The organism is Streptomyces sp. NBC_01384 (assembly GCF_045040035.1).
Taxonomy (GTDB): Bacteria; Actinomycetota; Actinomycetes; order Streptomycetales; family Streptomycetaceae; genus Streptomyces.
This window is the reverse complement of the sequence record NZ_CP109559.1, coordinates 3,924,669-3,950,801: the sequence shown is the minus strand read 5'-3', so window position 1 is coordinate 3,950,801 and position 26,133 is coordinate 3,924,669. Positions and strand designations below refer to the sequence as shown.

Here is a 26,133-nt window from a genome sequence, read left to right as displayed (position 1 = left end):
GACGTACCGGTCGAGCTACGCCCCGTGCGCCTGCGCCGGGGCGTTTCGTTTTGCCCAGCCCCTTCCGAGCGGTCCTCATCACCCGGAAGGAGGCCGACGCTCTATGGCAAGGCCCGACAAGGCTGCCGCGGTAGCCGAGCTCGCGGACCAGTTCCGCAGCTCGAACGCCGCTGTGCTGACCGAGTACCGGGGTCTCACCGTGGCGCAGCTCAAGACGCTGCGCCGTTCGCTCGGTGAAGACGCCCAGTACGCCGTGGTGAAGAACACGCTGACCAAGATTGCGGCCAACGAGGCCGGGATCTCCACGCTCGACGACCTGTTCAACGGTCCGACGGCGGTCGCCTTCATCACCGGTGACCCGGTGGTGTCGGCGAAGGGTCTTCGTGACTTCGCCAAGGACAACCCGAACCTCGTCATCAAGGGCGGTGTCCTTGACGGCAAGGCGCTGTCCGCCGACGAGATCAAGAAGCTTGCGGACCTTGAGTCCCGCGAGGTTCTGCTCAGCAAGCTGGCCGGTGCGTTCAAGGGCAAGCAGTCCCAGGCTGCCTCGCTCTTCCAGGCGCTCCCGTCGAAGTTCGTCCGCACCGCGGAGGCGCTTCGGGTCAAGCTGGCCGAGCAGGGCGGTGCCGAGTAATTCGGCTCGCGCATTGACCGCCGCCTGAGGCGACGGTCGTAGCGGGCCGAACGTACGCCCGCCTCACATGTACATCCCGGCACCAGCCGAATTAGTGGAAGGATCGCCCATCATGGCGAAGCTCAGCCAGGAAGACCTGCTCGCGCAGTTCGAGGACATGACCCTCATCGAGCTCTCCGAGTTCGTGAAGGCGTTCGAGGAGAAGTTCGACGTCACCGCCGCCGCCGCGGTCGCCGTTGCGGGCCCGGCCGGTCCGGCCGCCGCCGCTGAGGCCGTCGAGGAGCAGGACGAGTTCGACGTCATCCTCACGGGTGCCGGCGAGAAGAAGATCCAGGTCATCAAGGTCGTGCGTGAGCTGACCTCCCTGGGTCTGAAGGAGGCCAAGGACCTCGTGGACGGCGCCCCGAAGCCCGTTCTCGAGAAGGTCGCCAAGGAGGCCGCCGAGAAGGCTGCCGAGTCCCTCAAGGGCGCCGGCGCCTCCGTCGAGGTCAAGTAGTCCCACGGGTCCGCTGCGGACCCCTCGCGAGCTGATACAGGTCTACTAGTGGCTCTGTAACGCTGACGCACTGAGGAGCGATCACCCATCTGGGTGGTCGCTCTTCGGCGTTCCAGGGGGTCCGGCGGCGGCTGCCTTGCACTGTCGGTGGCGACGAGTATGGTGATCTTCGTTGTGCCTCCGGCTGCGCCCGTGACGGGCTGCAAGACGGGTTGCAAGACAGGTTGTACGTGACGATCGCGGCACTTGCTTTGGGCATGGGGGGCCTTGACGAACCGCACGCAGCGCGCAATTCTCAGGACGCGTCGTCACAACGATCCGTATCCGAGGCATGGATCGACGACGAAGAGGGCAGTATCGATGTGCATTGAGGGCGTGGCTTGCGGCAGGTGTTGAGAACAACGAGGGTCTCAAAAAACCGGGACTGGACATCAGTGGGCCAACTGGCTACACTGACCCTTTGCGCTGCCTGTTAGCTGCCTCCTGCCCGTCACCAGGGGCATGCCCTCGCTTGAGCACCGATGACCGGATCATCTCTGACCTGGCCTTTTAGGCTGAGTCGGGAACGCTCTGTCTCTGTGCCCCAGTGGGGGGCCGGTACGCGCGTAGTGAGTCCGAGCCCTCGGAAGGACCCCCTCTTGGCCGCCTCGCGCACTGCCTCGACCGCGAATACGAACAACGGCGCCAGCACCGCCCCGCTGCGCATCTCCTTTGCAAAGATCAAGGAGCCCCTCGAGGTTCCGAACCTTCTTGCGCTGCAAACCGAGAGCTTCGACTGGCTGCTCGGCAACGACGCGTGGAAGGCTCGTGTCGAGGCGGCTCTGGACAACGGACAGGACGTCCCCACGAAGTCCGGTCTGGAGGAGATCTTCGAGGAGATCTCCCCGATCGAGGACTTCTCCGGGTCGATGTCCCTGACGTTCCGGGACCACCGCTTCGAGCCCCCGAAGAACTCCATCGACGAGTGCAAGGACCGCGACTTCACGTACGCGGCCCCGCTCTTCGTCACCGCCGAGTTCACCAACAACGAGACCGGCGAGATCAAGTCCCAGACGGTCTTCATGGGCGACTTCCCGCTCATGACCAACAAGGGCACCTTCGTCATCAACGGCACCGAGCGTGTCGTGGTGTCGCAGCTGGTCCGCTCGCCGGGCGTCTACTTCGATTCCTCGATCGACAAGACGTCCGACAAGGACATCTTCTCCGCGAAGGTCATCCCGTCCCGGGGTGCCTGGCTGGAGATGGAGATCGACAAGCGCGACATGGTCGGTGTCCGCATCGACCGCAAGCGCAAGCAGTCCGTCACCGTTCTCCTGAAGGCTCTCGGTTGGACGACCGAGCAGATCCTCGAGGAGTTCGGCGAGTACGAGTCCATGCGCGCCACCCTGGAGAAGGACCACACCCAGGGCCAGGACGACGCGCTGCTCGACATCTACCGCAAGCTGCGTCCGGGCGAGCCCCCGACCCGTGAGGCCGCGCAGACGCTGCTCGAGAACCTCTACTTCAACCCGAAGCGCTACGACCTCGCGAAGGTCGGCCGCTACAAGGTCAACAAGAAGCTGGGCGGCGAAGCCCCGCTCGACGCCGGCATCCTGACCGTCGAGGACATCATCTCGACGATCAAGTACCTGGTGAAGCTGCACGCCGGTGAGACCGAGACCGTCGGTGACAACGGCACGCAGATCGTCGTCGAGACCGACGACATCGACCACTTCGGCAACCGTCGTCTGCGCAACGTCGGCGAGCTCATCCAGAACCAGGTCCGCACGGGTCTGGCTCGTATGGAGCGCGTCGTTCGCGAGCGCATGACGACTCAGGACGTCGAGGCGATCACGCCGCAGACCCTGATCAACATCCGGCCGGTCGTCGCCTCCATCAAGGAGTTCTTCGGCACCAGCCAGCTGTCGCAGTTCATGGACCAGAACAACCCGCTGTCGGGTCTCACCCACAAGCGCCGCCTGTCGGCTCTTGGCCCGGGTGGTCTCTCCCGTGAGCGGGCCGGCTTCGAGGTCCGTGACGTGCACCCGTCGCACTACGGCCGCATGTGCCCGATCGAGACCCCTGAAGGCCCGAACATCGGTCTGATCGGCTCGCTCGCCTCCTACGGCCGGGTCAACGCCTTCGGTTTCGTCGAGACGCCGTACCGCAAGGTCACCGGCGGTATCGTCACCGACGAGGTCGACTACCTCACGGCCGACGAAGAGGACCGGTTCGTCATCGCGCAGGCCAACGCGCCGCTGACGGACGAGTTCCGCTTCGAGGAGTCCCGCGTCCTGGTCCGCCGTCGTGGCGGAGAGGTCGACTACGTCCCCGGTGAGGACGTCGACTACATGGACGTCTCCCCGCGCCAGATGGTGTCGGTCGCGACCGCCATGATCCCGTTCCTGGAGCACGACGACGCCAACCGTGCCCTCATGGGCGCGAACATGATGCGTCAGGCCGTGCCGCTCATCAAGTCCGAGGCGCCGCTGGTCGGCACCGGCATGGAGTACCGCTGCGCGGTCGACGCCGGTGACGTCCTGAAGTCGGAGAAGGACGGTGTGGTCCAGGAGGTCTCCGCGGACTACGTCACCACCGCCAACGACGACGGCACGTACACCACGTACCGCCTGCACAAGTTCTCCCGCTCCAACCAGGGCACCTCCGTCAACCAGAAGGTTGTCGTGGACGAGGGCGCCCGGGTCGTCGCCGGTCAGGTTCTGGCCGACGGCCCGGCGACCGAGAACGGCGAGATGGCGCTCGGCAAGAACCTGCTCGTGGCGTTCATGCCGTGGGAGGGTCACAACTACGAGGACGCGATCATCCTGTCGCAGCGCCTCGTGCAGGACGACGTCCTCTCCTCGATCCACATCGAGGAGCACGAGGTCGACGCCCGTGACACCAAGCTCGGCCCCGAGGAGATCACCCGGGACATCCCGAACGTCTCCGAGGAGGTGCTCGCCGACCTCGACGAGCGCGGCATCATCCGCATCGGTGCCGAGGTCGTCGCCGGCGACATCCTGGTCGGCAAGGTCACGCCCAAGGGTGAGACCGAGCTGACCCCGGAGGAGCGCCTGCTCCGCGCGATCTTCGGTGAGAAGGCGCGCGAGGTGCGCGACACCTCGCTGAAGGTGCCGCACGGCGAGATCGGCAAGGTCATCGGCGTCCGCGTCTTCGACCGTGAGGAGGGCGATGAGCTGCCGCCGGGCGTGAACCAGCTGGTTCGTGTCTACGTGGCGCAGAAGCGCAAGATCACGGACGGTGACAAGCTCGCCGGCCGCCACGGCAACAAGGGTGTCATCTCCAAGATCCTGCCGATCGAGGACATGCCGTTCCTGGAGGACGGCACCCCGGTCGACATCATCCTCAACCCGCTCGGTGTCCCGTCCCGAATGAACCCGGGACAGGTCCTGGAGATCCACCTCGGCTGGCTCGCCAGCCGCGGCTGGGACGTCTCCGGGCTCAGCGAGGACTGGGCGCGGCGTCTGCAGGCCATCGAGGCCGACCAGGTCGCCCCGGGCACCAACGTCGCCACCCCCGTCTTCGACGGTGCGCGTGAGGACGAGCTCGCGGGTCTGCTGCAGCACACGATCCCGAACCGCGACGGCGAGCGCATGGTGCTCCCGTCCGGCAAGGCGAGGATGTTCGACGGCCGCTCCGGTGAGCCGTTCCCGGAGCCGATCTCGGTCGGCTACATGTACATCCTCAAGCTCCACCACCTGGTCGACGACAAGCTCCACGCCCGTTCGACCGGTCCGTACTCGATGATCACCCAGCAGCCGCTGGGTGGTAAGGCCCAGTTCGGTGGCCAGCGCTTCGGTGAGATGGAGGTGTGGGCGCTGGAGGCGTACGGCGCCGCTTACGCCCTCCAGGAGCTGCTGACCATCAAGTCCGACGACGTGACCGGCCGCGTGAAGGTCTACGAGGCCATCGTCAAGGGCGAGAACATCCCCGAGCCCGGCATCCCCGAGTCCTTCAAGGTGCTCATCAAGGAGATGCAGTCTCTCTGCCTCAACGTGGAGGTGCTGTCCAGCGACGGTATGTCCATCGAAATGCGTGACACCGACGAGGACGTCTTCCGCGCGGCGGAGGAGCTCGGCATCGACCTGTCCCGGCGCGAGCCGAGCAGCGTCGAAGAGGTCTGACGGGAGTTCGGTACGGAGGCTCGGCGATGAACGTCAATGAGCCTCCGGCCGGCCCCAGGACCCCCGTATCAGACCCCATGACTTACAACCCTGAGAGGGATTGACGCATAGTGCTCGACGTCAACTTCTTCGATGAGCTCCGGATCGGTCTGGCCACCGCTGACGACATCCGTCAGTGGAGCCACGGCGAGGTCAAGAAGCCCGAGACCATCAACTACCGCACCCTCAAGCCCGAAAAGGACGGACTCTTCTGCGAGAAGATCTTCGGTCCGACCCGGGACTGGGAGTGCTACTGCGGTAAGTACAAGCGTGTCCGCTTCAAGGGCATCATCTGTGAGCGCTGCGGCGTCGAGGTCACTCGCGCCAAGGTGCGTCGTGAGCGGATGGGCCACATCGAGCTGGCCGCTCCCGTCACCCACATCTGGTACTTCAAGGGCGTTCCGTCGCGTCTGGGCTACCTGCTCGACCTCGCCCCGAAGGACCTTGAGAAGGTCATCTACTTCGCGGCGTACATGATCACGTTCGTCGACGAGGAGCGCCGCACCCGCGACCTGCCCTCGCTGGAGGCGCACGTCTCCGTCGAGCGTCAGCAGATCGAGAACCGTCGCGACGCCGACCTCGAAGCCCGCGCCAAGAAGCTCGAGACCGACCTGGCCGAGCTCGAGGCCGAGGGCGCCAAGGCCGATGTGCGCCGCAAGGTGCGCGAAGGTGCCGAGCGTGAGATGAAGCAGCTGCGTGACCGTGCGCAGCGCGAGATCGACCGTCTCGACGAGGTGTGGGCCCGCTTCAAGAACCTGAAGGTCCAGGACCTGGAGGGCGACGAGCTCCTTTACCGCGAGCTGCGTGACCGCTTCGGCACGTACTTCGACGGTTCGATGGGTGCCGCGGCGCTGCAGAAGCGCCTGGAGTCCTTCGACCTGGACGAGGAGGCCGAGCGCCTCCGCGAGATCATCCGCACCGGCAAGGGCCAGAAGAAGACCCGTGCGCTCAAGCGCCTCAAGGTCGTCTCCGCGTTCCTGCAGACCAGCAACAGCCCCAAGGGCATGGTGCTCGACTGCGTGCCGGTCATCCCGCCGGACCTGCGTCCGATGGTGCAGCTGGACGGTGGCCGCTTCGCGACCTCCGACCTGAACGACCTGTACCGCCGCGTGATCAACCGCAACAACCGTCTGAAGCGACTCCTTGACCTCGGTGCCCCCGAGATCATCGTGAACAACGAGAAGCGCATGCTTCAGGAGGCCGTCGACGCGCTCTTCGACAACGGCCGTCGTGGTCGCCCGGTCACGGGCCCCGGCAACCGTCCGCTGAAGTCCCTCAGCGACATGCTGAAGGGCAAGCAGGGTCGATTCCGTCAGAACCTGCTCGGCAAGCGTGTGGACTACTCCGCGCGTTCCGTGATCGTCGTCGGTCCGCAGCTGAAGCTGCACCAGTGTGGTCTGCCCAAGGCCATGGCGCTGGAGCTCTTCAAGCCGTTCGTGATGAAGCGTCTGGTCGACCTGAACCACGCGCAGAACATCAAGAGCGCCAAGCGGATGGTCGAGCGCGGCCGCACGGTCGTGTACGACGTCCTGGAAGAGGTCATCGCTGAGCACCCGGTTCTGCTGAACCGTGCGCCCACGCTGCACCGCCTCGGCATCCAGGCCTTCGAGCCGCAGCTGGTCGAGGGCAAGGCCATCCAGATCCACCCGCTCGTCTGCACCGCGTTCAACGCGGACTTCGACGGTGACCAGATGGCCGTCCACCTGCCGCTCTCCGCGGAGGCGCAGGCCGAGGCCCGCATCCTGATGCTGTCCTCGAACAACATCCTCAAGCCCGCCGACGGCCGCCCGGTCACGATGCCGACCCAGGACATGGTCCTCGGTCTGTTCTTCCTGACCACGGACGGCGAGCTGCGCGACGTCAAGGGCGAGGGCCGTGCCTTCGGCTCGACCGCCGAGGCGACGATGGCGTTCGACGCCGGGGAGCTCGCGCTCCAGTCGGCCGTCGACATCCGCTTCCCGGTGGGCACCATCCCGCCGCGCGGCTGGACCCCGCCGGCGCAGGAGGAGGGCGTTGCGTCCGATGGCGGCTACGCCGCGGGCGAGTGGCAGCAGGGTGACACCTTCCGCCTCCGTACGACCCTGGGCCGTGCGCTCTTCAACGAGCTGCTGCCCGAGGACTACCCGTTCGTCGACTACTCGGTGGGCAAGAAGCAGCTCTCCGAGATCGTCAACGACCTCGCCGAGCGCTACCCCAAGGTCATCGTGGCGGCGACGCTCGACAACCTGAAGGCGGCCGGCTTCTACTGGGCGACCCGTTCCGGCGTCACCGTGGCCATCTCCGACGTCGTCGTTCCCGAGGCGAAGAAGGAGATCGTCAAGGGCTACGAGGCGCAGGACGAGAAGGTCCAGAAGCAGTACGAGCGCGGTCTGATCACCAAGGAAGAGCGCACGCAGGAGCTCATCGCGATCTGGACCAAGGCGACCAACGAGGTTGCCGAGGCGATGAACGCGAACTTCCCGAAGACGAACCCCATCTTCATGATGGTTGACTCGGGTGCCCGAGGAAACATGATGCAGATGCGTCAGATCGCCGGTATGCGTGGTCTGGTGTCGAACGCCAAGAACGAGACGATCCCGCGTCCGATCAAGGCCTCCTTCCGTGAGGGCCTGTCGGTGCTGGAGTACTTCATCTCGACGCACGGTGCTCGTAAGGGTCTGGCGGACACGGCTCTGCGTACCGCCGACTCGGGTTACCTCACCCGTCGTCTGGTCGACGTCTCCCAGGACGTCATCATCCGCGAGGAGGACTGCGGCACCGACCGTGGCCTCAAGCTGCACATCGCGGAGCGCGGCGCGGACGGTGTCCTGCGCAAGGCGGAGAACGTCGAGACCAGCGTGTACGCACGTGCGCTGGCCGAGGACATCACCGTCGACGGCAAGGTGCTGGCCCCGGCCAACACCGACCTCGGCGACGTCCTCATCGACGAACTGGTCAAGCACGGCATCGAGGAGGTCAAGACCCGCTCGGTCCTGACCTGCGAGTCCGCCGTCGGCACCTGCGCCATGTGCTACGGCCGTTCGCTGGCCACCGGCAAGCTGGTCGACATCGGTGAGGCGGTCGGCATCATCGCCGCCCAGTCCATCGGTGAGCCCGGTACGCAGCTGACGATGCGTACCTTCCACACCGGTGGTGTGGCCGGTGACGACATCACCCAGGGTCTGCCCCGTGTCGTCGAGCTCTTCGAGGCTCGTACGCCGAAGGGTGTCGCCCCGATTTCGGAGGCCTCCGGCCGCATCCGGATCGAGGAGACCGAGAAGACCAAGAAGCTCGTCGTCACCCCGGACGACGGCAGCGACGAGACGGCGTTCCCGATCTCGAAGCGTGCCCGGCTCCTGGTGTCCGAGGGCGAGCACGTCGAGGTGGGCCAGAAGCTCACCGTGGGTGCCACCAACCCGCACGACGTGCTGCGCATCCTGGGTCAGCGTGCCGTCCAGGTCCACCTGGTCGGCGAGGTCCAGAAGGTCTACAACTCGCAGGGTGTGTCGATCCACGACAAGCACATCGAGATCATCATCCGGCAGATGCTGCGCCGGGTGACGATCATCGAGTCGGGCGACGCGGAGCTGCTGCCCGGCGAGCTGGTCGAGCGCTCGAAGTTCGAGACCGAGAACCGTCGTGTGGTCCAGGAAGGCGGCCACCCGGCCTCCGGCCGTCCGCAGCTGATGGGTATCACCAAGGCCTCGCTGGCGACCGAGTCGTGGCTGTCGGCGGCGTCCTTCCAGGAGACGACCAGGGTTCTGACGGACGCGGCGATCAACGCCAAGTCCGACTCCCTGATCGGCCTCAAGGAGAACGTCATCATCGGTAAGCTCATCCCGGCCGGTACGGGTCTGTCCCGCTACCGCAACATCCGGGTCGAGCCGACCGAGGAGGCCAAGGCCGCGATGTACTCGGCCGTCGGCTACGACGACATCGACTACTCGCCGTTCGGCACGGGCTCCGGCCAGGCCGTCCCGCTGGAGGACTACGACTACGGTCCGTACAACCAGTAAGGCGTACGTCTGAAGTACTGAAGGGCGGCCACTCCGTTTCGTACGGGGTGGCCGCCCTTCGGCGTTGTCGGATGCCAGTCGTCAGGTGCTGGTACCGGTGCCGGTGTCAGTCGCAGCGGTCAGCGGTCATCGGTCATCGGCTCAGCTGGAGGTAGGGCTCCAGGGCGCGCAGGCGGGTGTAGTTGTCCGGGTGGGTGGTCAGCAGTTTGGCCAGGCCGCCCGGTTCCTTGAGCTTTTTGCCGTGCGCCGCGGCCTGTGCCTTCACCGCGTCCTCCTGGGCCTGGAAATGGTGCAGGACCTGGGCCAGTTCGCGCGCGAAGCCGAGGTCCGCGGCCTGCCGGTCGGCGCGCAGCTCGCCCTGGCGGCCCATGTAGGCGAGCAGGTACGGGGCGGCGACGAGCGGGATGGTGATGTACCAGACGGTGACGAACCCGGCGAACACCGTGATCCCGATGAAGAAGTAGACCATCCCGGTCGCGGCCAGCGAGAAGACACCGGCGACCCGGATCGCGATCCGGGCGATGCCCCGCATGAAGGCCCAGGCGATCCGGCCGGGCAGCGAGTACCAGTAGCCGAGCAGACCGGTCCAGGCGTGGCCGCCGGTGTGGTGACCGAGTTCGTGGGCGAGTACGGCGGCCAGGTTGCTGCTGGGGATCTCGTTGAGCGCGTACGTGGTGACCCCGACGACGTGGCCGGCGGCCGCCACGGCGTTCAGTTCCACGCTGTTCTCCACCATCAGCTCGTACGTCTGTGCCTCGATGCCCGCGCGGGCGGTCACCTCGCGCCAGATCGGCTCCAGGCGGGCCCGTTCCGCGGCGAGCGGCACCCGGAGCTTCATCACATGGCGGGCGAAGGCCAGTTCGGTGGGCCGGTGGAAGACGAGCGCCCCGGAGGCCAGCCAGGCCAGCAGGACCAGCCAGCCGACGGCCGTGCCGAAGATCGCCACGGAGAAGGAGGCGACCACGGCGAGGCTGACCAGGAAGCCCGGCACCTGCACGGCCAGCTGCCCGATCGCGGTGGCGTCGGTGCCGCGCTGGTGCGCGGCCACGTGGACGCGGGAGCCGAGGTGGCGGTAGTCGAGGTCGTCCGGGGCGGCGGTGGGGGCGGGCGGGGCCTGCGGCGGTACCGGGGGAGCGGCGGGGGGCATCTGCGGCGGGATGTACGGCGGTGTGGTGGCGGTGGGGGGCTGGGGGCCGCTCGGGTACGTGGGGGGAGCGGCCGGGTAGCTGGGCGCAGCTCCTGGGTAGGAGGGTGCGGCGCCTGGGTACGAGGGTGCCGCGCCTGGGTAGGAGGGTGCGGCGCCTGGGTAGGAGGGTGCGGCGCCCGGGTAGGAGGGTGCGGCCCCGGCCCCCGCTCCCGGGTACTGGGGGGCGCTGCCCGGATACGGCGGGGGCGCGGGGGTTCCCGGGTACTGGGGCTCCGGTGCCGCCGGGTCTGGCGGGTAGGACATGGTGGGCTCCTTCAGGATGGGGACGTCAGCCGATGAGTAACCCGGCGGGAAGCAGCACCGTGCCCGCGCAGAAGGCGATCAGGCCGGTACGGATCCACTGGTGCTTGCGGGCGGCGATACGGCTGGTTTCGGTGAGCGCCGCGGTGAGTCCGGCGGCGGGGTCGCGGTCGGTGTCGGCGAGAGCGGTGGCCAACTGGCCTTCCCGTACGGCTCGTTGGATGTCGCCGAAGTAGCAGAGGGGCCGGCCCGGGGCCCAGGAGCTGCCGCGGTACCGGGGGAGCACCGCGAGCAGCAGCGCGAACAGGGCGAAGGTGAGGGCCAGGGCTCCTGCCCACCAGACGGCCGTGCCCGGCGCGGAGAGGTCGCTCGGCGACCAGTTCCGTCCGGCCAGCAGTCCGCTGAACACCCCTGCGGTCATGCCGAGCGCCGCCACCAGCACGGCCGCCTTGCTGTCGGCCCGGGCGATCTCGCCGCGCAGCTCGTCCAGCAGGCGTTCGGCGGACCTGTTGCCGGTGTTCGTACTGGAAGTGGTCATTCCGGTCCTGTCTCGGGGGACTCCGGAGACGGAGACGAAGACGGCGGCGGATAGGCCGAGGGAGCCGGCGGAATGGCGGGCGTGGGAGCGACGGCGGGCGGAACCGGGGGCTGAGTCTCGTACGGCTGCGGTGCGTACGGCTGCGCCGCGGGTGGCTGTGCCGCGTACGGCTGTGGTGGCTGTGGTGGCTGCGGCGGCACGGGTCCGGGCGCGGGCGGGACGTACGGCTGGTGGGACACGGGCGGGGCATAGGGCCGGCCCGGTACGCCGCCGGGCGCGGGCGGGGCGTAGGGCTGGCCCGGTGCGGCTCCGGGGGCCGGAGCGCCGTACGGCTGAGCGGGTCCGTACGGCTGTGGGGCGCTGTACGGCTGTGAGGGGTCGTACGGCTGCTGGGGTACGCCCCCGGGTGGCGGCGCCGGGTGTCCGGGCTGCGGCGGGGGCGGCGGAGGCGTCTGGCGGCTGCTCAGTTCCTTGACGACGCGCAGGGTGGAGCGGGCCGATTCGGCCTTCTGGAAGTCCTCCAGGGTGTCTCCGGCGATCAGTTCCAGCTGGCTCTCGATGACGGACAGCTGGTCCTTCTGGAGGGCGTTGATGACCATCCGGGTGTCCTCGGGGTGCGTGGCGAGGTGAAAGGCCCACTGGGCGACGCCCCCGTGCTGCAGGTGGTACTGGTAGAAGGCGATCTTCTGGGCCATCAGCTCCTGGGACTGCGTCTGGCGCAGCACCTCCAGCTCGTGCATCTGCTGGGCCTGGTGCAGCCGGTACGCGTGCTCGGGGTCGAGCATGTCGGTCTCGTAGCGCAGCGCCCGCTGCCGTCGGCGGTGGGCGATCGCGTCGTCGTCCAGGCGCAGCCGCACCACACAGGTGACCGCGAGCCCGATGCCCGCGGCGAAGACGCCCTTCTCGACGGCGTCCTGGACCTCGGCCTCCGCGTCCCGGCTGTCCTCGATCGAGAACCGCCGGCTGACCGGTCGCGCGAGCTGGTGGAGTTCGCGGGTGAGCCGGGTGGGCACGTCGCGCTCACCGCCCACCACGTACGCGATCGGGTCCGAGACCCGCCAGGTCAGGTCGGCCGTGGCGCCGAACGCGAACGCGTCGTCGTCACTGGGCAGTTCCAGCTCCAGTTGCACCGGGTGGCTGCCCATGTCCACCTCGTAGACCGAGGTGTAGCGGCGGGTCGCGGCGTCCGTGCGGCTCGGCCGGTGCGGCGGGATGTACTTGTGGTAGTCGCCGCCCACGGTGGCGAACACCAGGGCGTGGTCGATCGCGGAGACCGGCCGCCGGGCCGTGTAGTCGAAGCGGGAGATCGGCCGCACGGTGAGCACCGGGTCGATCAGCGTGCTGTGCCGGTCGGCCTGTTGCTGCCACTCCGGCGGGCGGCGGAATTCCGCCATGGGTCAACTCCTCGTGAAATCAGCGGGGATCAGCGTGGGTCAGCGGGGGGCTGCGCGGGTCTCCGTGGGTCGGCGTGGATCAAGACGTGGATCAGGGCGTGGCGGCGGTTGTCGGGTGCAGCAGGGTGAGCAGGCGGTCGGCGAGGGGCGGGCGCGGGCCGCCGTCCAGCGGGCGGAGCGTGCGCAGTTCGTGGCTGAGGCGTTTGTGGTCGTCCGCCGTGACCACCAGCGCGGGCAGCAGCAGCTCCAGGGCCTGGGCCGCGTCAGGGCGGCGCTCGGCCACGTACACCCAGGTGTGCAGGGCGTTCAGGGCGCCCCGGGTGTGGGCGCGGTCGCCGAGGGCGGTGCGCCAGAGGGTGGCGAGGTCGCGGGCCGAGTCCGCCTCGTACATGCCGGTGTCGGCGTACCACTCGACGAGCGCGCCCTCCTCGGCGTTGTCGCAGGCCCGTACGAACGCGCCCAGCGCCAGCGCGCGGACCGCCGGGGTGTCGTGGTGGAGGAGGCGGACCAGCTCGGAGAGCATTTCGCCGCGCCGGAGGCCCACGGAGAGCAGCAGGGCGGTGGACTCGATCAGGTTGGTCGCCTCGGCCGGGCTGCTGTTGTCGGCGCGGGCCCGGGCCGCGAGGGCGCTCAGGGCCGGGCCCGCCAGATCCGGGCGCAGCGGCGTGAGCAGCCCGAAGGCGCGGATGGCGGTCCAGCGGCGGGCCCAGTGGGAGTCCGTGCACCACTGGGTGAGCAGACGCAGGACGACGGGCGCGTCGAGGAGCTGGGCGAGCGTGAGCGTGTTCGCGGCGGTGACCCGGGGGCCGAAGGTCTTCGACACGGCCCAGCCGTCGATCAGCAGGGCGACTGCCGAGGGCAGGTCGGCGAGGGCGAGCATCGCGGTGGCCGCGGCGGCCCGGGTCCGTACGACGGGGCGGCCGTCGCGGGCCAGTTCCTTCAGCCAGGCGATCAGCGCGGGGCGGGCGGAGGGATGGCCGTTCCACACCTCGGTGAGCAGGACGCGCGGGGTGCGCTCCTCCCGGAAGCGCGCCGTGTACTGCGGGACCGGTCCCCAGTCGGTCGGCTCCTGCCGCAGCTCCCCGTCGGCCCGCGCGAGGTCGAGGCGGGCGGTGGGGGCGGGCCCGAACACCGGGATCTCCGGGGGCTGTTCGGGATGCTGGAGCCGCTGGAAGTGGACGAAGAGCTGGTCGGCGAGCTCGGCGGCGAGGACGTAGGGCGCCTGGTCGAAGACGGCGAGCGAGATCAGGAAGGCCTTGTCCCGCAGTTCGGTGTCGGGGTCGCTGAGCCAGCTGCGGCACTGCTTCTCGACCGCCGTCTGCCCGAAGTCCGCCAGCCGGGCCGCCGCCCGCTCGCTCCCGTCGTACCCGGCCAGCGCCTCGGCGAACTCGGCGACCTCGGCCGGGTGGGGGCGGCCGGGGGCCAGGAAGTCCCGGACGGGGCCGAGGGCGAGCAGCCGCTCCACGTCGTCGGCGGCGTCGGCGGCGTCGGTGCCGCCGGAGCGCCGGGCGCACAGGTGCGCCCGCACCACGGCCGCCGCCTCCGGGGGCTCCCAGGTCGTGGGAGAGATCCCCAGCAGGAAGGGCGAGTTCTCCACGGTCACCACCAGGTGGCCGTCGACCTTGGCGAGCTGGTCCCGGGCCGCGTACAGGTGGGTGTCCCGCAGCGGCCGGTTGCGGCTCAGCGGCAGATCGCGCAGGACGTGCCCGCCCGGGTGGACGAGATGGGCGGCCAGTGTCGCCGGGCCCGTCTCGGAGGGCAGGGCGTGCACGCTGGGTACGTTCAGGCGGTGCAGCAGGGCCAGCGCGGCGGCGTAGCGGCCGCTGGCGTGGGCGCCGGCCAGGACGAGGACGCGTTCCTCGCGCAGCCGCTTGAGGGCGGTCTCGAAGGCCGGGCTCTCGACGAAGACCGCGGCGAGCGCGTCGAGCCGCTCGCGCGGGATCTCTCCGGAGGCGTACGTCGTCGATGCCGACGGCCCGTAGTGGTGGATCTCCGTCTTGCCGCCCATGAACACGTCACCGGCGACCTCGCCGCCGGACACCCCGTGCTGGGCGCCGCCGACCAGGCTCCCGCCGAAGGACGCGGCCGAGCCGAGGATGAACCCCGGGGTGTGCGCGAAGAGTTCCCGCTGCGCGGCGCGCGCCTCCTGGGTCTGCTCCTGTTCCTCGGGCTCGGTGTCCGGTTCGAGGGCGGGGGCGGGGGCGGGATACGGGCCCTTCGGGGGTACGTCGTCGGGGGCCGGCGCCGGGGGAGGGGGCACCGTCATGCCGACTCACCTCCGGAAGTGCCGAGGTAGACGTTTCCGGTGACCTGGCCGCCGGAGACGCCGTGCTGGTCGCCGGCGACGAGGCTGCCGCCGAAGGAGGGGGTACCGCCGTTGAAGTTGAAGACGGCGCCCGCGGGAGCGGCGGAGGCCTGGGGAGTTCGAGCCTCGGGGGCCGGGGCTTCGGGGGCCGGGGCCTCGGGAGGCTGTGTTGCTCCCGTCTCCGGCGTTTCACCCGTCTCCGGCGTTTCGCCCTTCTCCGCCCTCGGTGCCGGGCGCTCCCCCGAGCTGGCGCCCGGCACCGAGGTTCCCCCCTTTTCACGGTGGTCGTTGTCGGTTCCCGGCGCCGAACCGTCCGGAACCGGGCCGTGCAGCCAGGCCCGCAGGGTGCCGTTCTTGCTGTCCACGGTCACCTGGTGGAAGTCCTGTGCCGGGATACCGGGGTGGTCGTGCCGCACGATCCCCATGTGCACGCCCTCCGAGACGCACAGGGCGAAGTCGTTCGCCCGCTCCCGCAGGGCGGCGCGCAGCAGCTGGGCGTCGAGGAGCCGGCAGGCGTGGTTGAGGTCGGAGCCGACCCAGCCGTCGTGCTCGTCCACGGCGACGTACCCCGTGGCGACGACGCCCCGCAGTCGGATCTGCGCCGAGCTGGACGCCATGCGGTTGACCGCCCGCAGCTGGGTGGGGACCTCGGTGAGCAGGGCGCGCAGCAGTGCGGTGACGGAGGCGTTGGCGTCGATGAGCTCCATCACGGAGTCGCCCCGGTCGGCGCGCAGGCGCAGGCGCTCGTCGATGCCGGCGCTCTCCAGGGTGCGGTCGGCGATGTCGTAGAGCATGCGCCGCAGGTACGCCTGCTCGATGTCGTCCCGGTCGCTGTACTTCTCGATGTCGAGCAGGAGGATCGTCCGGCTCACGGGGTCGGTCATGGTCGCCCTTCGCAGGTGGTACGGCGGTGATAAGGCGGTGGTGCGGCAGTGGCAGAAGAGTGGCGGGCGGTGTCGTGTTGCCGTGAGGGCGGATGACCCAGTCGGAGTGTGACCGTGTGCACAGAACCCCACGGCCGCCGCACGCCCTGAAGCCTCCGGCCGGGCACGGCGCCCCTTCAGAGGCGCGGGGACCTGCGCGACCGGCCCTCGCCCACCCGCGGTGATCCGCCGGGTTCTGGCCCCGCCTGTCGGCGGTGATCCGCGGGGTCCTGCCCTGGCCCCCGCCCACCTGCAGTGACCCACCTGCAGTGACCCACCGGATCCCGGCCCCCACCCACCCCCGCACCGACGCACCCCGCCTCACCCCCGTGCGATCTGCCGCAGTACATCCGGCCGCACGATCACCAGAGCCCGCCTCCCCGTCACCACGGCCCCCCGCTCGCGCAGGTCCTTCAGGAGCCGTTGGACCATCTCCCGGGAGGCGCCCACCGAACCCGCCAGTTCCTGTTTGCTCAGCGGGACGGAGAGCTCGATGCCCTGGTCGGTCCGGCGTCCGTGGGTGCGGGCGAGATCGAGGAGGAGGATCGCGAAGCGTTCGCGGACGCTCAGGGAGGCAAATTCCAGGCGGCGCCGGTCGGCGGCCCGGGTGCGGTCCGAGGTGAGGCCGAGGAGGGCGAAGGAGACGGCCGGGGAGCGGGAGAGGAACTCGGTGAAGCGGCCGCGTTCGACGGCGACCGTACGGACCGGCTCCAGCGCGGTCACGGTCGCCGAGCGCGGCCTCCCGGTGAGCGCCGAGGACTCCCCGATGATGTCTCCGGGGCCTCGTAGCGCGAGCAACGCCTCGTAGCCGTTGGTGGCCGCCGCGGTCACCTTCGTCCAGCCGTGCGTGACGAACAGGACGTGCGAGGACGGCTCGCTCTGGTGCAGGAGCACCATCCGGGGCGCGAAGGAGAGCTCATGGCCGAGTTCCAGCAGCGCCGAGCGGTCCTCGGTCTCCAGCCGGGCCAGGAACGGCACCCGGTCGTCGAGCCCCCCGTCGCCCGATGACCCCGGTAACCCCGATGCGTGTGCTGCCGTCATGTGGTCCCCCGATCGCCGCAGCCGACCGATCAAGGTACTGAAGGTGCCGCGGCCATGGACAGCGAATGCGCAGTACCGTCCGGGAACGGATACTTTTGGTGACGATGGGACCGCGACGGGACCGCGATGGGACGGCGACGGGATGGCACGGCGACCGCGACCGGGGCGTGATGGGACCTCGAACGGGTGACGGCGCGGTGGCAAGAAGTCCGGCGTGTCGCCCTGGACAGCATTTGTTTTGACCGGAGTCCGTGAGGTAGGTACGCTCAGACCTTGTGCCTGGGGTGTGCCCTGGCTCCCGTGCGTGCCTTCAAACCGCCGAGGGGAGCCGTAACCGGCCACCGTGATCTGCGCCCTTTTCGCCTTCCGGCGGGAGTCTGCAGCATTCGACACACCCGACCGCGTGGGTCGGCGACGTTCCAGGTTAGCTTCACCATTCGGCACATAGAAACCGGAGAAGTAGTGCCTACGATCCAGCAGCTGGTCCGGAAGGGCCGGCAGGACAAGGTCGAGAAGAACAAGACGCCCGCACTCGAGGGTTCCCCTCAGCGTCGTGGCGTCTGCACGCGTGTGTTCACGACCACCCCGAAGAAGCCGAACTCGGCCCTGCGTAAGGTCGCGCGTGTGCGTCTGACCAGCGGGATCGAGGTCACCGCTTACATTCCGGGTGAGGGACACAACCTGCAGGAGCACTCCATCGTGCTCGTGCGCGGCGGCCGTGTGAAGGACCTGCCGGGTGTTCGCTACAAGATCATCCGTGGTTCGCTTGACACCCAGGGTGTCAAGAACCGCAAGCAGGCCCGCAGCCGCTACGGCGCCAAGAAGGAGAAGTAGAAATGCCTCGTAAGGGCCCCGCCCCGAAGCGCCCGGTCATCATCGACCCGGTCTACGGTTCCCCTCTGGTGACCTCCCTCATCAACAAGGTGCTGCTGAACGGCAAGCGCTCCACCGCCGAGCGCATCGTCTACGGCGCCATGGAGGGTCTGCGTGAGAAGACGGGCAACGACCCGGTCATCACGCTGAAGCGCGCGCTGGAGAACATCAAGCCGACCCTCGAGGTCAAGTCCCGCCGTGTCGGTGGTGCGACGTACCAGGTTCCGATCGAGGTCAAGCCCGGTCGTGCCAACACGCTCGCGCTGCGCTGGCTCGTCGGTTACTCCCGCGCCCGTCGCGAGAAGACCATGACCGAGCGTCTGCTCAACGAACTTCTCGACGCCTCCAACGGCCTCGGTGCCGCTGTGAAGAAGCGTGAGGACACCCACAAGATGGCCGAGTCCAACAAGGCCTTCGCGCACTACCGCTGGTAGTCGCTACCCCCATCGAGACCGAGAGAAGACTGAAGCCTTATGGCTACCACTTCACTTGACCTGGCCAGGGTCCGCAACATCGGGATCATGGCCCACATCGACGCGGGCAAGACGACCACCACTGAGCGGATCCTCTTCTACACCGGCGTCAGCTACAAGATCGGTGAAGTCCACGACGGCGCTGCCACCATGGACTGGATGGAGCAGGAGCAGGAGCGTGGCATCACGATCACCTCTGCTGCCACCACCTGTCACTGGCCGCTTGAGGACAACGACTACACGATCAACATCATCGACACCCCGGGCCACGTCGACTTCACGGTCGAGGTGGAGCGCTCGCTGCGCGTCCTCGACGGTGCCGTCACGGTGTTCGACGGTGTCGCCGGTGTCGAGCCGCAGTCCGAGACGGTGTGGCGTCAGGCCGACCGTTACGGCGTGCCGCGCATCTGCTTCGTGAACAAGCTGGACCGTACCGGCGCCGAGTTCCACCGCTGTGTGGACATGATCTCGGACCGCCTGGGCGCCCAGCCGCTCGTCATGCAGCTTCCGATCGGCGCCGAGATGGACTTCAAGGGCGTTGTGGACCTGGTCCGCATGAAGGCGCTCGTGTGGTCCGCCGAGGCCGCCAAGGGCGAGATGTACGACGTCGTCGACATCCCGGCCACGCACACCGAGGCCGCTGAAGAGTGGCGCGGCAAGCTGATCGAGGCCGTCGCGGAGAACGACGAAGAGATCATGGAGCTGTACCTGGAGGGCCAGGAGCCCACCGAGGAGCAGCTGTACGCCGCGATCCGTCGCATCACCATCGCGTCCGGCAAGTCCAACGATGTCACGGTCACCCCGGTGTTCTGTGGCACCGCGTTCAAGAACAAGGGCGTTCAGCCCCTGCTCGACGCGGTCGTGCGCTACCTGCCGACTCCGCTTGACGTCGAGGCCATCGAGGGCCGCGACGTGAAGGACCCGGAGCTGGTCGTCAAGCGCAAGCCGTCCGACGACGAGCCGCTCTCCGCCCTCGCGTTCAAGATCATGAGCGACCCGCACCTGGGCAAGCTCACCTTCGTCCGGGTCTACTCGGGCCGCCTGGAGTCCGGCACCGCGGTGCTGAACTCCGTCAAGGGCAAGAAGGAGCGCATCGGCAAGATCTACCGTATGCACGCGAACAAGCGTGAGGAGATCGAGTCGGTGGGCGCCGGCGACATCGTCGCCGTCATGGGCCTGAAGCAGACCACCACCGGTGAGACGCTGTCCGACGACAAGAACCCGGTCATCCTGGAGTCCATGGACTTCCCGGCGCCGGTCATTCAGGTCGCCATCGAGCCCAAGTCCAAGGGTGACCAGGAGAAGCTGGGTGTCGCCATCCAGCGTCTCGCGGAGGAGGACCCCTCCTTCCAGGTTCACTCGGACGAGGAGACCGGCCAGACCATCATCGGTGGTATGGGCGAGCTGCACCTCGAGGTGCTGGTCGACCGTATGCGCCGTGAGTTCAAGGTCGAGGCCAACGTCGGCAAGCCGCAGGTCGCGTACCGCGAGACGATCCGCAAGGCCGTCGAGCGTCACGACTACACGCACAAGAAGCAGACCGGTGGTACCGGTCAGTTCGCCAAGGTGCAGATTGCGATCGAGCCGATCGAGGGCGGCGACGCCTCGTACGAGTTCGTGAACAAGGTCACCGGTGGCCGCATCCCGAAGGAGTACATCCCTTCGGTCGACGCGGGTGCGCAGGAGGCCATGCAGTTCGGCATCCTGGCCGGCTACGAGATGACTGGCGTCCGCGTCATCCTTCTCGACGGTGGCTACCACGAGGTCGACTCCTCCGAGCTCGCCTTCAAGATCGCCGGTTCGCAGGCCTTCAAGGAGGCCGCGCGCAAGGCCAGCCCCGTGCTGCTCGAGCCGATGATGGCCGTCGAGGTCACCACGCCCGAGGACTACATGGGTGAGGTCATCGGCGACATCAACTCCCGCCGTGGTCAGATCCAGGCCATGGAGGAGCGGGCCGGTGCCCGCGTCGTGAAGGGCCTCGTGCCCCTCTCGGAGATGTTCGGCTACGTCGGCGACCTCCGCAGCAAGACCTCGGGTCGCGCAAGCTACTCGATGCAGTTCGACTCCTACGCCGAGGTTCCCCGGAACGTCGCCGAGGAGATCATCGCGAAGGCCAAGGGCGAGTAACACACCCCGTTTACACGCTTTAGGCTTGACACCGACCGCCGGGGTCGGACCTCACGGAAAAACCCCGGCGGGCGGCATCCCAGCAAAGATCACCTGGCGCCGATGAGTAAGGCGTACCAGAACCACTCCACAGGAGGACCCAGTGGCGAAGGCGAAGTTCGAGCGGACTAAGCCGCACGTCAACATCGGCACCATCGGTCACATCGACCACGGTAAGACGACCCTCACGGCCGCCATTACCAAGGTGCTGCACGACGCGTTTCCGGACCTGAACGAGGCCTCGGCCTTCGACCAGATCGACAAGGCTCCCGAGGAGCGCCAGCGCGGTATCACCATCTCCATCGCGCACGTCGAGTACCAGACGGAGACCCGTCACTACGCCCACGTCGACTGCCCCGGTCACGCGGACTACATCAAGAACATGATCACGGGTGCGGCGCAGATGGACGGCGCCATCCTCGTTGTCGCCGCCACCGACGGCCCGATGCCGCAGACCAAGGAGCACGTGCTCCTGGCCCGCCAGGTCGGCGTTCCGTACATCGTTGTCGCCCTGAACAAGGCCGACATGGTGGACGACGAGGAGATCATGGAGCTCGTCGAGCTCGAGGTCCGTGAGCTGCTCTCGGAGTACGAGTTCCCGGGCGACGACCTTCCGGTCGTGCGTGTCTCCGCTCTCAAGGCGCTCGAGGGCGACAAGGAGTGGGGCCAGTCGGTCCTGGACCTGATGGCCGCCGTCGACACCGCGATCCCGGAGCCGGAGCGCGACGTCGACAAGCCGTTCCTCATGCCGATCGAGGACGTCTTCACGATCACCGGTCGCGGTACGGTCGTCACCGGCCGTATCGAGCGTGGTGTCCTCAAGGTCAACGAGACCGTCGACATCATCGGTATCAAGACCGAGAAGACCACCACCACGGTCACCGGCATCGAGATGTTCCGCAAGCTGCTCGACGAGGGCCAGGCCGGTGAGAACGTCGGTCTGCTGCTCCGCGGCATCAAGCGCGAGGACGTCGAGCGCGGCCAGGTCATCATCAAGCCCGGTTCGGTCACGCCGCACACCGAGTTCGAGGCCCAGGCCTACATCCTGTCCAAGGACGAGGGTGGCCGCCACACGCCGTTCTTCAACAACTACCGTCCGCAGTTCTACTTCCGTACGACTGACGTGACCGGTGTTGTGACCCTCCCCGAGGGCACCGAGATGGTCATGCCCGGCGACAACACTGAGATGAAGGTCGAGCTCATCCAGCCCATCGCCATGGAAGAGGGCCTGAAGTTCGCCATCCGTGAGGGTGGCCGGACCGTCGGCGCCGGCCAGGTCATCAAGATCAACAAGTAGGTCTTGTTGGCTTGATCGCCTGGTAGCTCCTCGCGAGCTCCTTGAAGGGGCCCGTACGACTTCGGTCGTACGGGCCCCTTTGCCGTTGCCCGTCCGCGACCGGGACCGCCGACGTCCCGACGATCTTGCCCGTGCCTCACCGTCGACCGTCCGCGTGGTCGGGTCGACCGGCAGACGCGGGCGGTGGTGAAGGCGGACTGGTCGCGGGCGCCGCGGGGCCGTACGGATGGTCGACCCGACGGTGGTGCTGCAACGGCTGGTGATCGACACGGGTGGGCTGCGGCCGACGTATCCCGGCCCGCCGGAGAGCCACCGCGTCGGCTGACCCGCACGCCAGGTGACCGTTCACCAGGTGACGGGGAGAGCCACCGGGCCGCGGATCATCGTGCGCTGCCGGAAGGGGACCTCGTGGGCGGACACGGCGAGGCGCAGATCCGGAAGGCGTTCGAGCAGGGTGTCGATGAGCAGTTCGATCTGCATACGGGAGAAGACGGCGCCCGTGCAGAAGTGCGGCCCGTTGCCGAACGCCAGATGGCCGCTGGTGTCCCGGTCGAGGTCGATCCGGTCGGGGTCGGCGAAGACGTCCGGGTCGCGGTTGGCAGCGAGGTAGGAGACGTAGACGGCGTCGCCCGCGCTGATGAGGGTGCCCTGGACGTAGACGTCCTCGACGGCGATGCGGGGCAGTCCGACGGCGGCGCGGTGCGGGATGTAGCGCAGGAGTTCCTCGATGGCGGCGGGGCGGGACGCGGGGTCGTTGCGGAAGCGTTCCAGCAGGTCGGGCCGGGTCAGCAGGAGGTAGAACATCTGGCCGGAATTGTTGGTGACGGCCTCGCCGCCGATCTGGAGCGGCCCGGCGACGCTGATCGCTTCCTCCTCGCCGAGCTCGCCCCGCCGCACTGCGGCACCGAGCAGGGACAGCACCTCCTCGCTGTCACCGTCGCTCTCGCTGTCGCAGCGTGCGCGGACGGCCTGCCCGATCCACCCGAACAGGCCCTTCTTGGCGTGCTCGGAGGCCGCGGCGCCGCCCGCGGTGCAGATGATCTCCCGCGTCCAGTCGTGCAGCTTCTCCCGCTCCTCGACGGGCACGCCCATGACCTCGCAGACGACGGAGATGGGGAAGGGTTCGAGGACCCGCGCGATGAGATCGGCGGGCGGCCCGCCGCGCACCATGTCATCCACCAGGGTGTCGAGCATCTCCTGGGCGCGGGGGCGCAGCCGGTTCACCGCGCTCACGGTGTAGGCGTTCGTGATGGCGCGGCGCAGCCGGTTGTGGTCGGGCTGGTCGACCCAGGCCAGCGCGCCGGGCCGCGGCGCGAAGTGCGGCGCCAGCCGGGTGACCTGCCGGACGGCGGCCTCCTTGCGGCTGAACCGGGGGTCGTTCGTGATCATCTTCACGTCGTCGTAGCGCGTCGCCAGCCACGCCCAGCCCTCCCCGTACGGTAGCTGGATCCGCGTCAGCGGCCCCTCCCGCATCAGCTCCGCGAGCACCGGCTCGAACTCGGTCGCGTTCAACTGACCGGCGGGCCAGTCCCGAACGGGGGGAAGGGGCTGCTCGGGCTCCTCGATGAGCGTGGTGGTCTGTTCTGCCATGCGTCCACCATCGTCCGGCGGGGGCGGGGTGTCGCGCGGGAGTGCTCCAGGCGGAGTGATGGCGGACTGGTGGCCGCCTGGCGGCGGAGTTGATCGCGGAGTTGATGGCGGAGTCATGTCGATGGGGAAAGCCCCTCGATGGCGCCTGATCTTCACCAGCCCCCGCTGTACGGCACCAGTTCCCGCTGTGCGGCACCAGCCCCCTCTGTACGGCGAGTCAGGACTTGGGCAGGGTGTTGACGTAGTGGGTCCCCGCGGCGCTGAAGCCGGTCACGGCCTTCTGGGCGTCCTTCACGGGCAGCGCCTTGCCGGCCTGGTAGTAGAGCCAGTCGACCCGCATGTCCCAGGTGCGCGGCCCCTTGAAGGGAAGGTCGATGAACCACGCGCTGAAGTTGATGCTCATGCCCTCGCGCGGGAAATAGCGGCTGCCGCTCCTGAACAGCGTGTGGCCGTCCACGGAGTAGGTGGTCATCCCGTCCACCGCGGTGATCACCATGGTGTGCCAGCCGCCGAGTTTCTCTGTGTGGGAGCTGGTGACCCGGTCCCCCAGCTCGCTGTTGCGCCAGCTCGTGGTGTCGAGCCGGGGCCCCAGCAGGCCCCACCCACCGTTGGGCATGTACTCGAAGTCGAGTTCGCTGTACTTCGACGACGCGTGGTTGGGGGAGATGGTGAAGAAGGACTCGGAGATGTGGTCGCCGTCGCTGCCGCTCGTCGGCTCGTCGCTGAGGTACACCCGGGCGACGAGGGTGCCGGTGAGGACGGTCGGCCCGGCGCGGTGGAACTCGGACTGCCGGGTGCCCTGCTCGGTGCCGTCCGTGTCGGCCCGCAGCTGGAGGGCCTGACCCCCCTGGGCGTCCTCCCCGGCAGGGAACGTGACGCCGTCCTTCGACCAGGTGTCCTTGACCCCCGGGCCGCCTTCGCCGCCGCGGACTTCCCAGCCGTTGGCCGAGAGGGCGGGGTCGTCGGGACCGGTGTAGTCGAAGTCGTCGAAGAGGACCCCCGTGGGCGGCGAGGCCACGGCCGCCTTCGGTGCGGGGGTGGACGTGCCCTGACCGGACGCGGGGGTGTCGCCGTTCGGTTCCTCTCCCCGCCCGCGCCGGCTGTCGCCGGTCACGGTCGCCCCTCCGGATTCCCTCCGGATGGAATCGGGAGGGAATGGGGATTTACCGGCCGGGTCGGCTACGAGGTTGTCGGGGGTTGCCGTTCGTCGGCCTGGCTCCTGTAGCGCGGCAGGTTCTGGGTCGAGATGGTCCAGTCGCCGATGGTGACGTCCTCGCCGTAGACGAAGTCCTTGCGGGTGGCGTAGCGGGGGCCGTCGGGGGTTGAGTGGATGTCGGTGAGGACGGCGCCGGTGCCGGTGCGGGGGTCGAAGACGGCATAGATGGGGATGCCGATCAGGGGGTAGTCACGCATCTTGCCGACCCAGTCGTTGTCCGGGTTGGAGCGGGAGACCACTTCGATGGCGGCGATGACGGTGCGTGGATCGATGGAGGCTTCGGTGTCCAGATCGGTCCAGGCGATCACCATGACGTCAGGGTGGCGCATGATGCCCTCGGGCTCGTCCTCCACGTCGGGGGTGCCGTTGTGGGCCAGCAGCTCGTCCGGCATGACCTTCTCCAGCCGACGGCTGATGTGTGCTGCCGTGACCTCGTGCGGCCCTCCCGGCGACATCATGTCGTGGACGATCCCTTCCTTGGTGATCTCGAATTTGCCGGGGAGGGTGTCGTCCATGGACTGAACGAAGCCCCTCATGGTCCGGTACAGGTGGGAGGCGCCCTGCTGCGCGTCGTCCGGGGCGATGGTCATGGCGCTCGCTCCTCGTCTGTGCCTGGGGGGAAGGATCGTCACGTTCATGCTAAGGCGGCCTCCGGGAGATCGGATCGGCAGTCGCGGCAGTGGCCGGGGGCGGGGGAGCGGAAGGCGCGGTCGCAGCCGTCGCAGGTCTGGAGCGGGTGCCGGGCGTCCGGGGGCGGGACTGGGGCTCTGAACGGGGGTGGGGGCGGGAGCTGGGCAGCCAGGCGATGGGCCAGGAGTGCAGCCGGGCGGCGCAGGGGGACCAGGGGGAGGTCCGTGGTCAGGCCTTGTTGTACGGCGGTGGGGGTGAGGTCGCGTTCGAGCCAGGCTGCGACGCCGGGGGCGAGGTGTTCCGTGTCGGTGGCGGAGAGGAGAAGGCGGGGGTCGTGGCGGCGGAGGGTGGCAAGGAGGTCGGTGGCGGTCTGGAGGAGGGTGGGGGAGGGATACGCGGGTCGGGGGACCGCCGGGAGTTTCTTGCGGGGTGGGCGGTCGTCCGGGGCGGGCCGTCGGGCGGGCGTCCTGGGGCCGTCGGCTGAAGTTCGGTGGTGTCCGGGCTGGTTGCAGGAGATCGTGCGGGTGACGATCCGGCCGCCGGGGGCGCGTTCGCGGGTGCGGCGGAGGTAGCCGTGGGCTTCGAGCTCGCGCAGGGCGGCGGCGATACGGGTCGCGCCCTCGGGGAAGCGTGCGGCGAGGGTCTTGATGTCGACGCGGGCGCCGGTGGGGAGCGACTGGATGTGCACGCCGAGCCCGATCGCGAGCCCCGACAGCTCGGGGTGCTGGGCGAGGTGGTTGCCGATCACCGTGAAGCGGGTGGTGTGGCGGGCGTTGTCGTGGACGACGCCGGAATGAGGGTGCCTGTGGGGGTGGTTTTTGCCCGGGATACGGGACTGGGCGTGCGGGGGCGCGCTAGGGTTTTCGGTGTCCATCGGGAAGCTCCTACTTCCTCGGTGGTCAGGCCCTCGCACTGGGATTGCAGTCCCGGCGGGGGCCGTCGCATTTTCTGC

Annotated in this window: 18 protein-coding genes and 1 pseudogene; 9 read left to right on the top strand and 10 right to left on the bottom strand. The window is 68.6% G+C overall.

Annotated features, from left to right (window positions below; genetic code table 11):
• Positions 1 to 103: 103 nt before the first annotated feature.
• The 4 genes from rplJ to OG747_RS17890 all read left to right on the top strand — a co-directional run bounded on the left by rplJ (position 104) and on the right by OG747_RS17890 (position 9,288).
• Positions 104 to 634: a 50S ribosomal protein L10 gene (rplJ, locus tag OG747_RS17905; protein ID WP_055528987.1), complete on the top strand. Its 531-nt coding sequence runs from the start codon at positions 104 to 106 to the stop codon at positions 632 to 634.
• 112 nt (positions 635 to 746) lie between these two features.
• The gene (rplL, locus tag OG747_RS17900) at positions 747 to 1,130 is read left to right on the top strand and encodes a 50S ribosomal protein L7/L12 (protein ID WP_067367157.1); all 384 of its coding nucleotides are present in this window, start codon (positions 747 to 749) and stop codon (positions 1,128 to 1,130) included.
• 638 nt (positions 1,131 to 1,768) lie between these two features.
• Positions 1,769 to 5,254 (top strand): DNA-directed RNA polymerase subunit beta, encoded by a 3,486-nt coding sequence (rpoB, locus tag OG747_RS17895; RefSeq protein WP_405880334.1) that lies wholly within the window; start codon positions 1,769 to 1,771, stop codon positions 5,252 to 5,254.
• Positions 5,255 to 5,364: 110 nt separating this feature from the next.
• Positions 5,365 to 9,288 carry a DNA-directed RNA polymerase subunit beta' gene (locus tag OG747_RS17890; protein WP_405880333.1) on the top strand — a complete coding sequence of 1,308 codons (3,924 nt, stop codon included), beginning with the start codon at positions 5,365 to 5,367 and terminating at the stop codon, positions 9,286 to 9,288.
• 133 nt (positions 9,289 to 9,421) lie between these two features.
• Here OG747_RS17890 and OG747_RS17885 read toward each other — a convergent pair whose 3' ends face one another.
• The 6 genes from OG747_RS17885 to OG747_RS17860 all read right to left on the bottom strand — a co-directional run bounded on the left by OG747_RS17885 (position 9,422) and on the right by OG747_RS17860 (position 16,936).
• Positions 9,422 to 10,738, bottom strand: a complete 1,317-nt coding sequence (locus OG747_RS17885) for a M48 family metalloprotease (protein WP_405880332.1) — start codon at positions 10,736 to 10,738, stop codon at positions 9,422 to 9,424.
• A gap of 25 nt (positions 10,739 to 10,763) precedes the next feature.
• On the bottom strand, positions 10,764 to 11,273 hold the full coding sequence (locus tag OG747_RS17880; protein ID WP_405880331.1) for a Pycsar system effector family protein: 510 nt from the start codon (positions 11,271 to 11,273) through the stop codon (positions 10,764 to 10,766).
• The gene (locus OG747_RS17875) at positions 11,270 to 12,667 is read right to left on the bottom strand and encodes a PE-PGRS family protein (protein WP_405880330.1); all 1,398 of its coding nucleotides are present in this window, start codon (positions 12,665 to 12,667) and stop codon (positions 11,270 to 11,272) included. Before OG747_RS17875 ends, OG747_RS17880 begins: the two co-directional genes overlap by 4 nt.
• Before the next feature lie 91 nt (positions 12,668 to 12,758).
• On the bottom strand, positions 12,759 to 14,933 hold the full coding sequence (locus OG747_RS17870) for a hypothetical protein (protein ID WP_405880329.1): 2,175 nt from the start codon (positions 14,931 to 14,933) through the stop codon (positions 12,759 to 12,761).
• A complete protein-coding gene (locus OG747_RS17865) occupies positions 14,930 to 15,856 on the bottom strand; it encodes a hypothetical protein (protein WP_405880328.1) in 927 nt (308 codons plus the stop codon). The genes OG747_RS17870 and OG747_RS17865 overlap by 4 nt, the downstream gene beginning before the upstream one ends.
• 360 nt (positions 15,857 to 16,216) lie before the next feature.
• Positions 16,217 to 16,936, bottom strand: coding sequence for a Crp/Fnr family transcriptional regulator (locus tag OG747_RS17860; RefSeq protein ID WP_405880327.1), 720 nt, complete (start codon positions 16,934 to 16,936; stop codon positions 16,217 to 16,219).
• Between the two features lie 462 nt (positions 16,937 to 17,398).
• Here OG747_RS17860 and rpsL point away from each other — a divergent pair, with 462 nt between their 5' ends.
• The 5 genes and pseudogenes from rpsL to OG747_RS17835 form a co-directional block, all read left to right on the top strand.
• Positions 17,399 to 17,770, top strand: a complete 372-nt coding sequence (gene rpsL / locus OG747_RS17855) for a 30S ribosomal protein S12 (protein ID WP_003948652.1) — start codon at positions 17,399 to 17,401, stop codon at positions 17,768 to 17,770.
• Between the two features lie 2 nt (positions 17,771 to 17,772).
• Complete coding sequence (rpsG, locus tag OG747_RS17850) at positions 17,773 to 18,243, top strand: 30S ribosomal protein S7 (RefSeq protein ID WP_003974303.1); 471 nt, start codon at positions 17,773 to 17,775, stop codon at positions 18,241 to 18,243.
• 39 nt (positions 18,244 to 18,282) lie between these two features.
• Positions 18,283 to 20,409 carry an elongation factor G gene (gene fusA, locus OG747_RS17845; RefSeq protein WP_405880326.1) on the top strand — a complete coding sequence of 709 codons (2,127 nt, stop codon included), beginning with the start codon at positions 18,283 to 18,285 and terminating at the stop codon, positions 20,407 to 20,409.
• 142 nt (positions 20,410 to 20,551) lie between these two features.
• The gene (gene tuf / locus OG747_RS17840; RefSeq protein ID WP_405880325.1) at positions 20,552 to 21,745 is read left to right on the top strand and encodes an elongation factor Tu; all 1,194 of its coding nucleotides are present in this window, start codon (positions 20,552 to 20,554) and stop codon (positions 21,743 to 21,745) included.
• A 226-nt stretch (positions 21,746 to 21,971) separates the two neighbouring features.
• Positions 21,972 to 22,070: pseudogene (locus OG747_RS17835) on the top strand (hypothetical protein); the annotation flags it as partial.
• 20 nt (positions 22,071 to 22,090) lie between these two features.
• Here the strand turns inward: OG747_RS17835 and OG747_RS17830 are convergent.
• The 4 genes from OG747_RS17830 to OG747_RS17815 all read right to left on the bottom strand — a co-directional run bounded on the left by OG747_RS17830 (position 22,091) and on the right by OG747_RS17815 (position 26,055).
• Positions 22,091 to 23,335 (bottom strand): cytochrome P450, encoded by a 1,245-nt coding sequence (locus OG747_RS17830; protein WP_405880324.1) that lies wholly within the window; start codon positions 23,333 to 23,335, stop codon positions 22,091 to 22,093.
• Positions 23,336 to 23,552: 217 nt separating this feature from the next.
• On the bottom strand, positions 23,553 to 24,449 hold the full coding sequence (locus OG747_RS17825) for a glycoside hydrolase family 16 protein (RefSeq protein ID WP_405880323.1): 897 nt from the start codon (positions 24,447 to 24,449) through the stop codon (positions 23,553 to 23,555).
• A gap of 65 nt (positions 24,450 to 24,514) precedes the next feature.
• Complete coding sequence (locus OG747_RS17820) at positions 24,515 to 25,141, bottom strand: Uma2 family endonuclease (RefSeq protein WP_405880322.1); 627 nt, start codon at positions 25,139 to 25,141, stop codon at positions 24,515 to 24,517.
• A 44-nt stretch (positions 25,142 to 25,185) separates the two neighbouring features.
• Positions 25,186 to 26,055, bottom strand: coding sequence for a helix-turn-helix domain-containing protein (locus tag OG747_RS17815; protein WP_405880321.1), 870 nt, complete (start codon positions 26,053 to 26,055; stop codon positions 25,186 to 25,188).
• Positions 26,056 to 26,133: the final 78 nt, after the last annotated feature.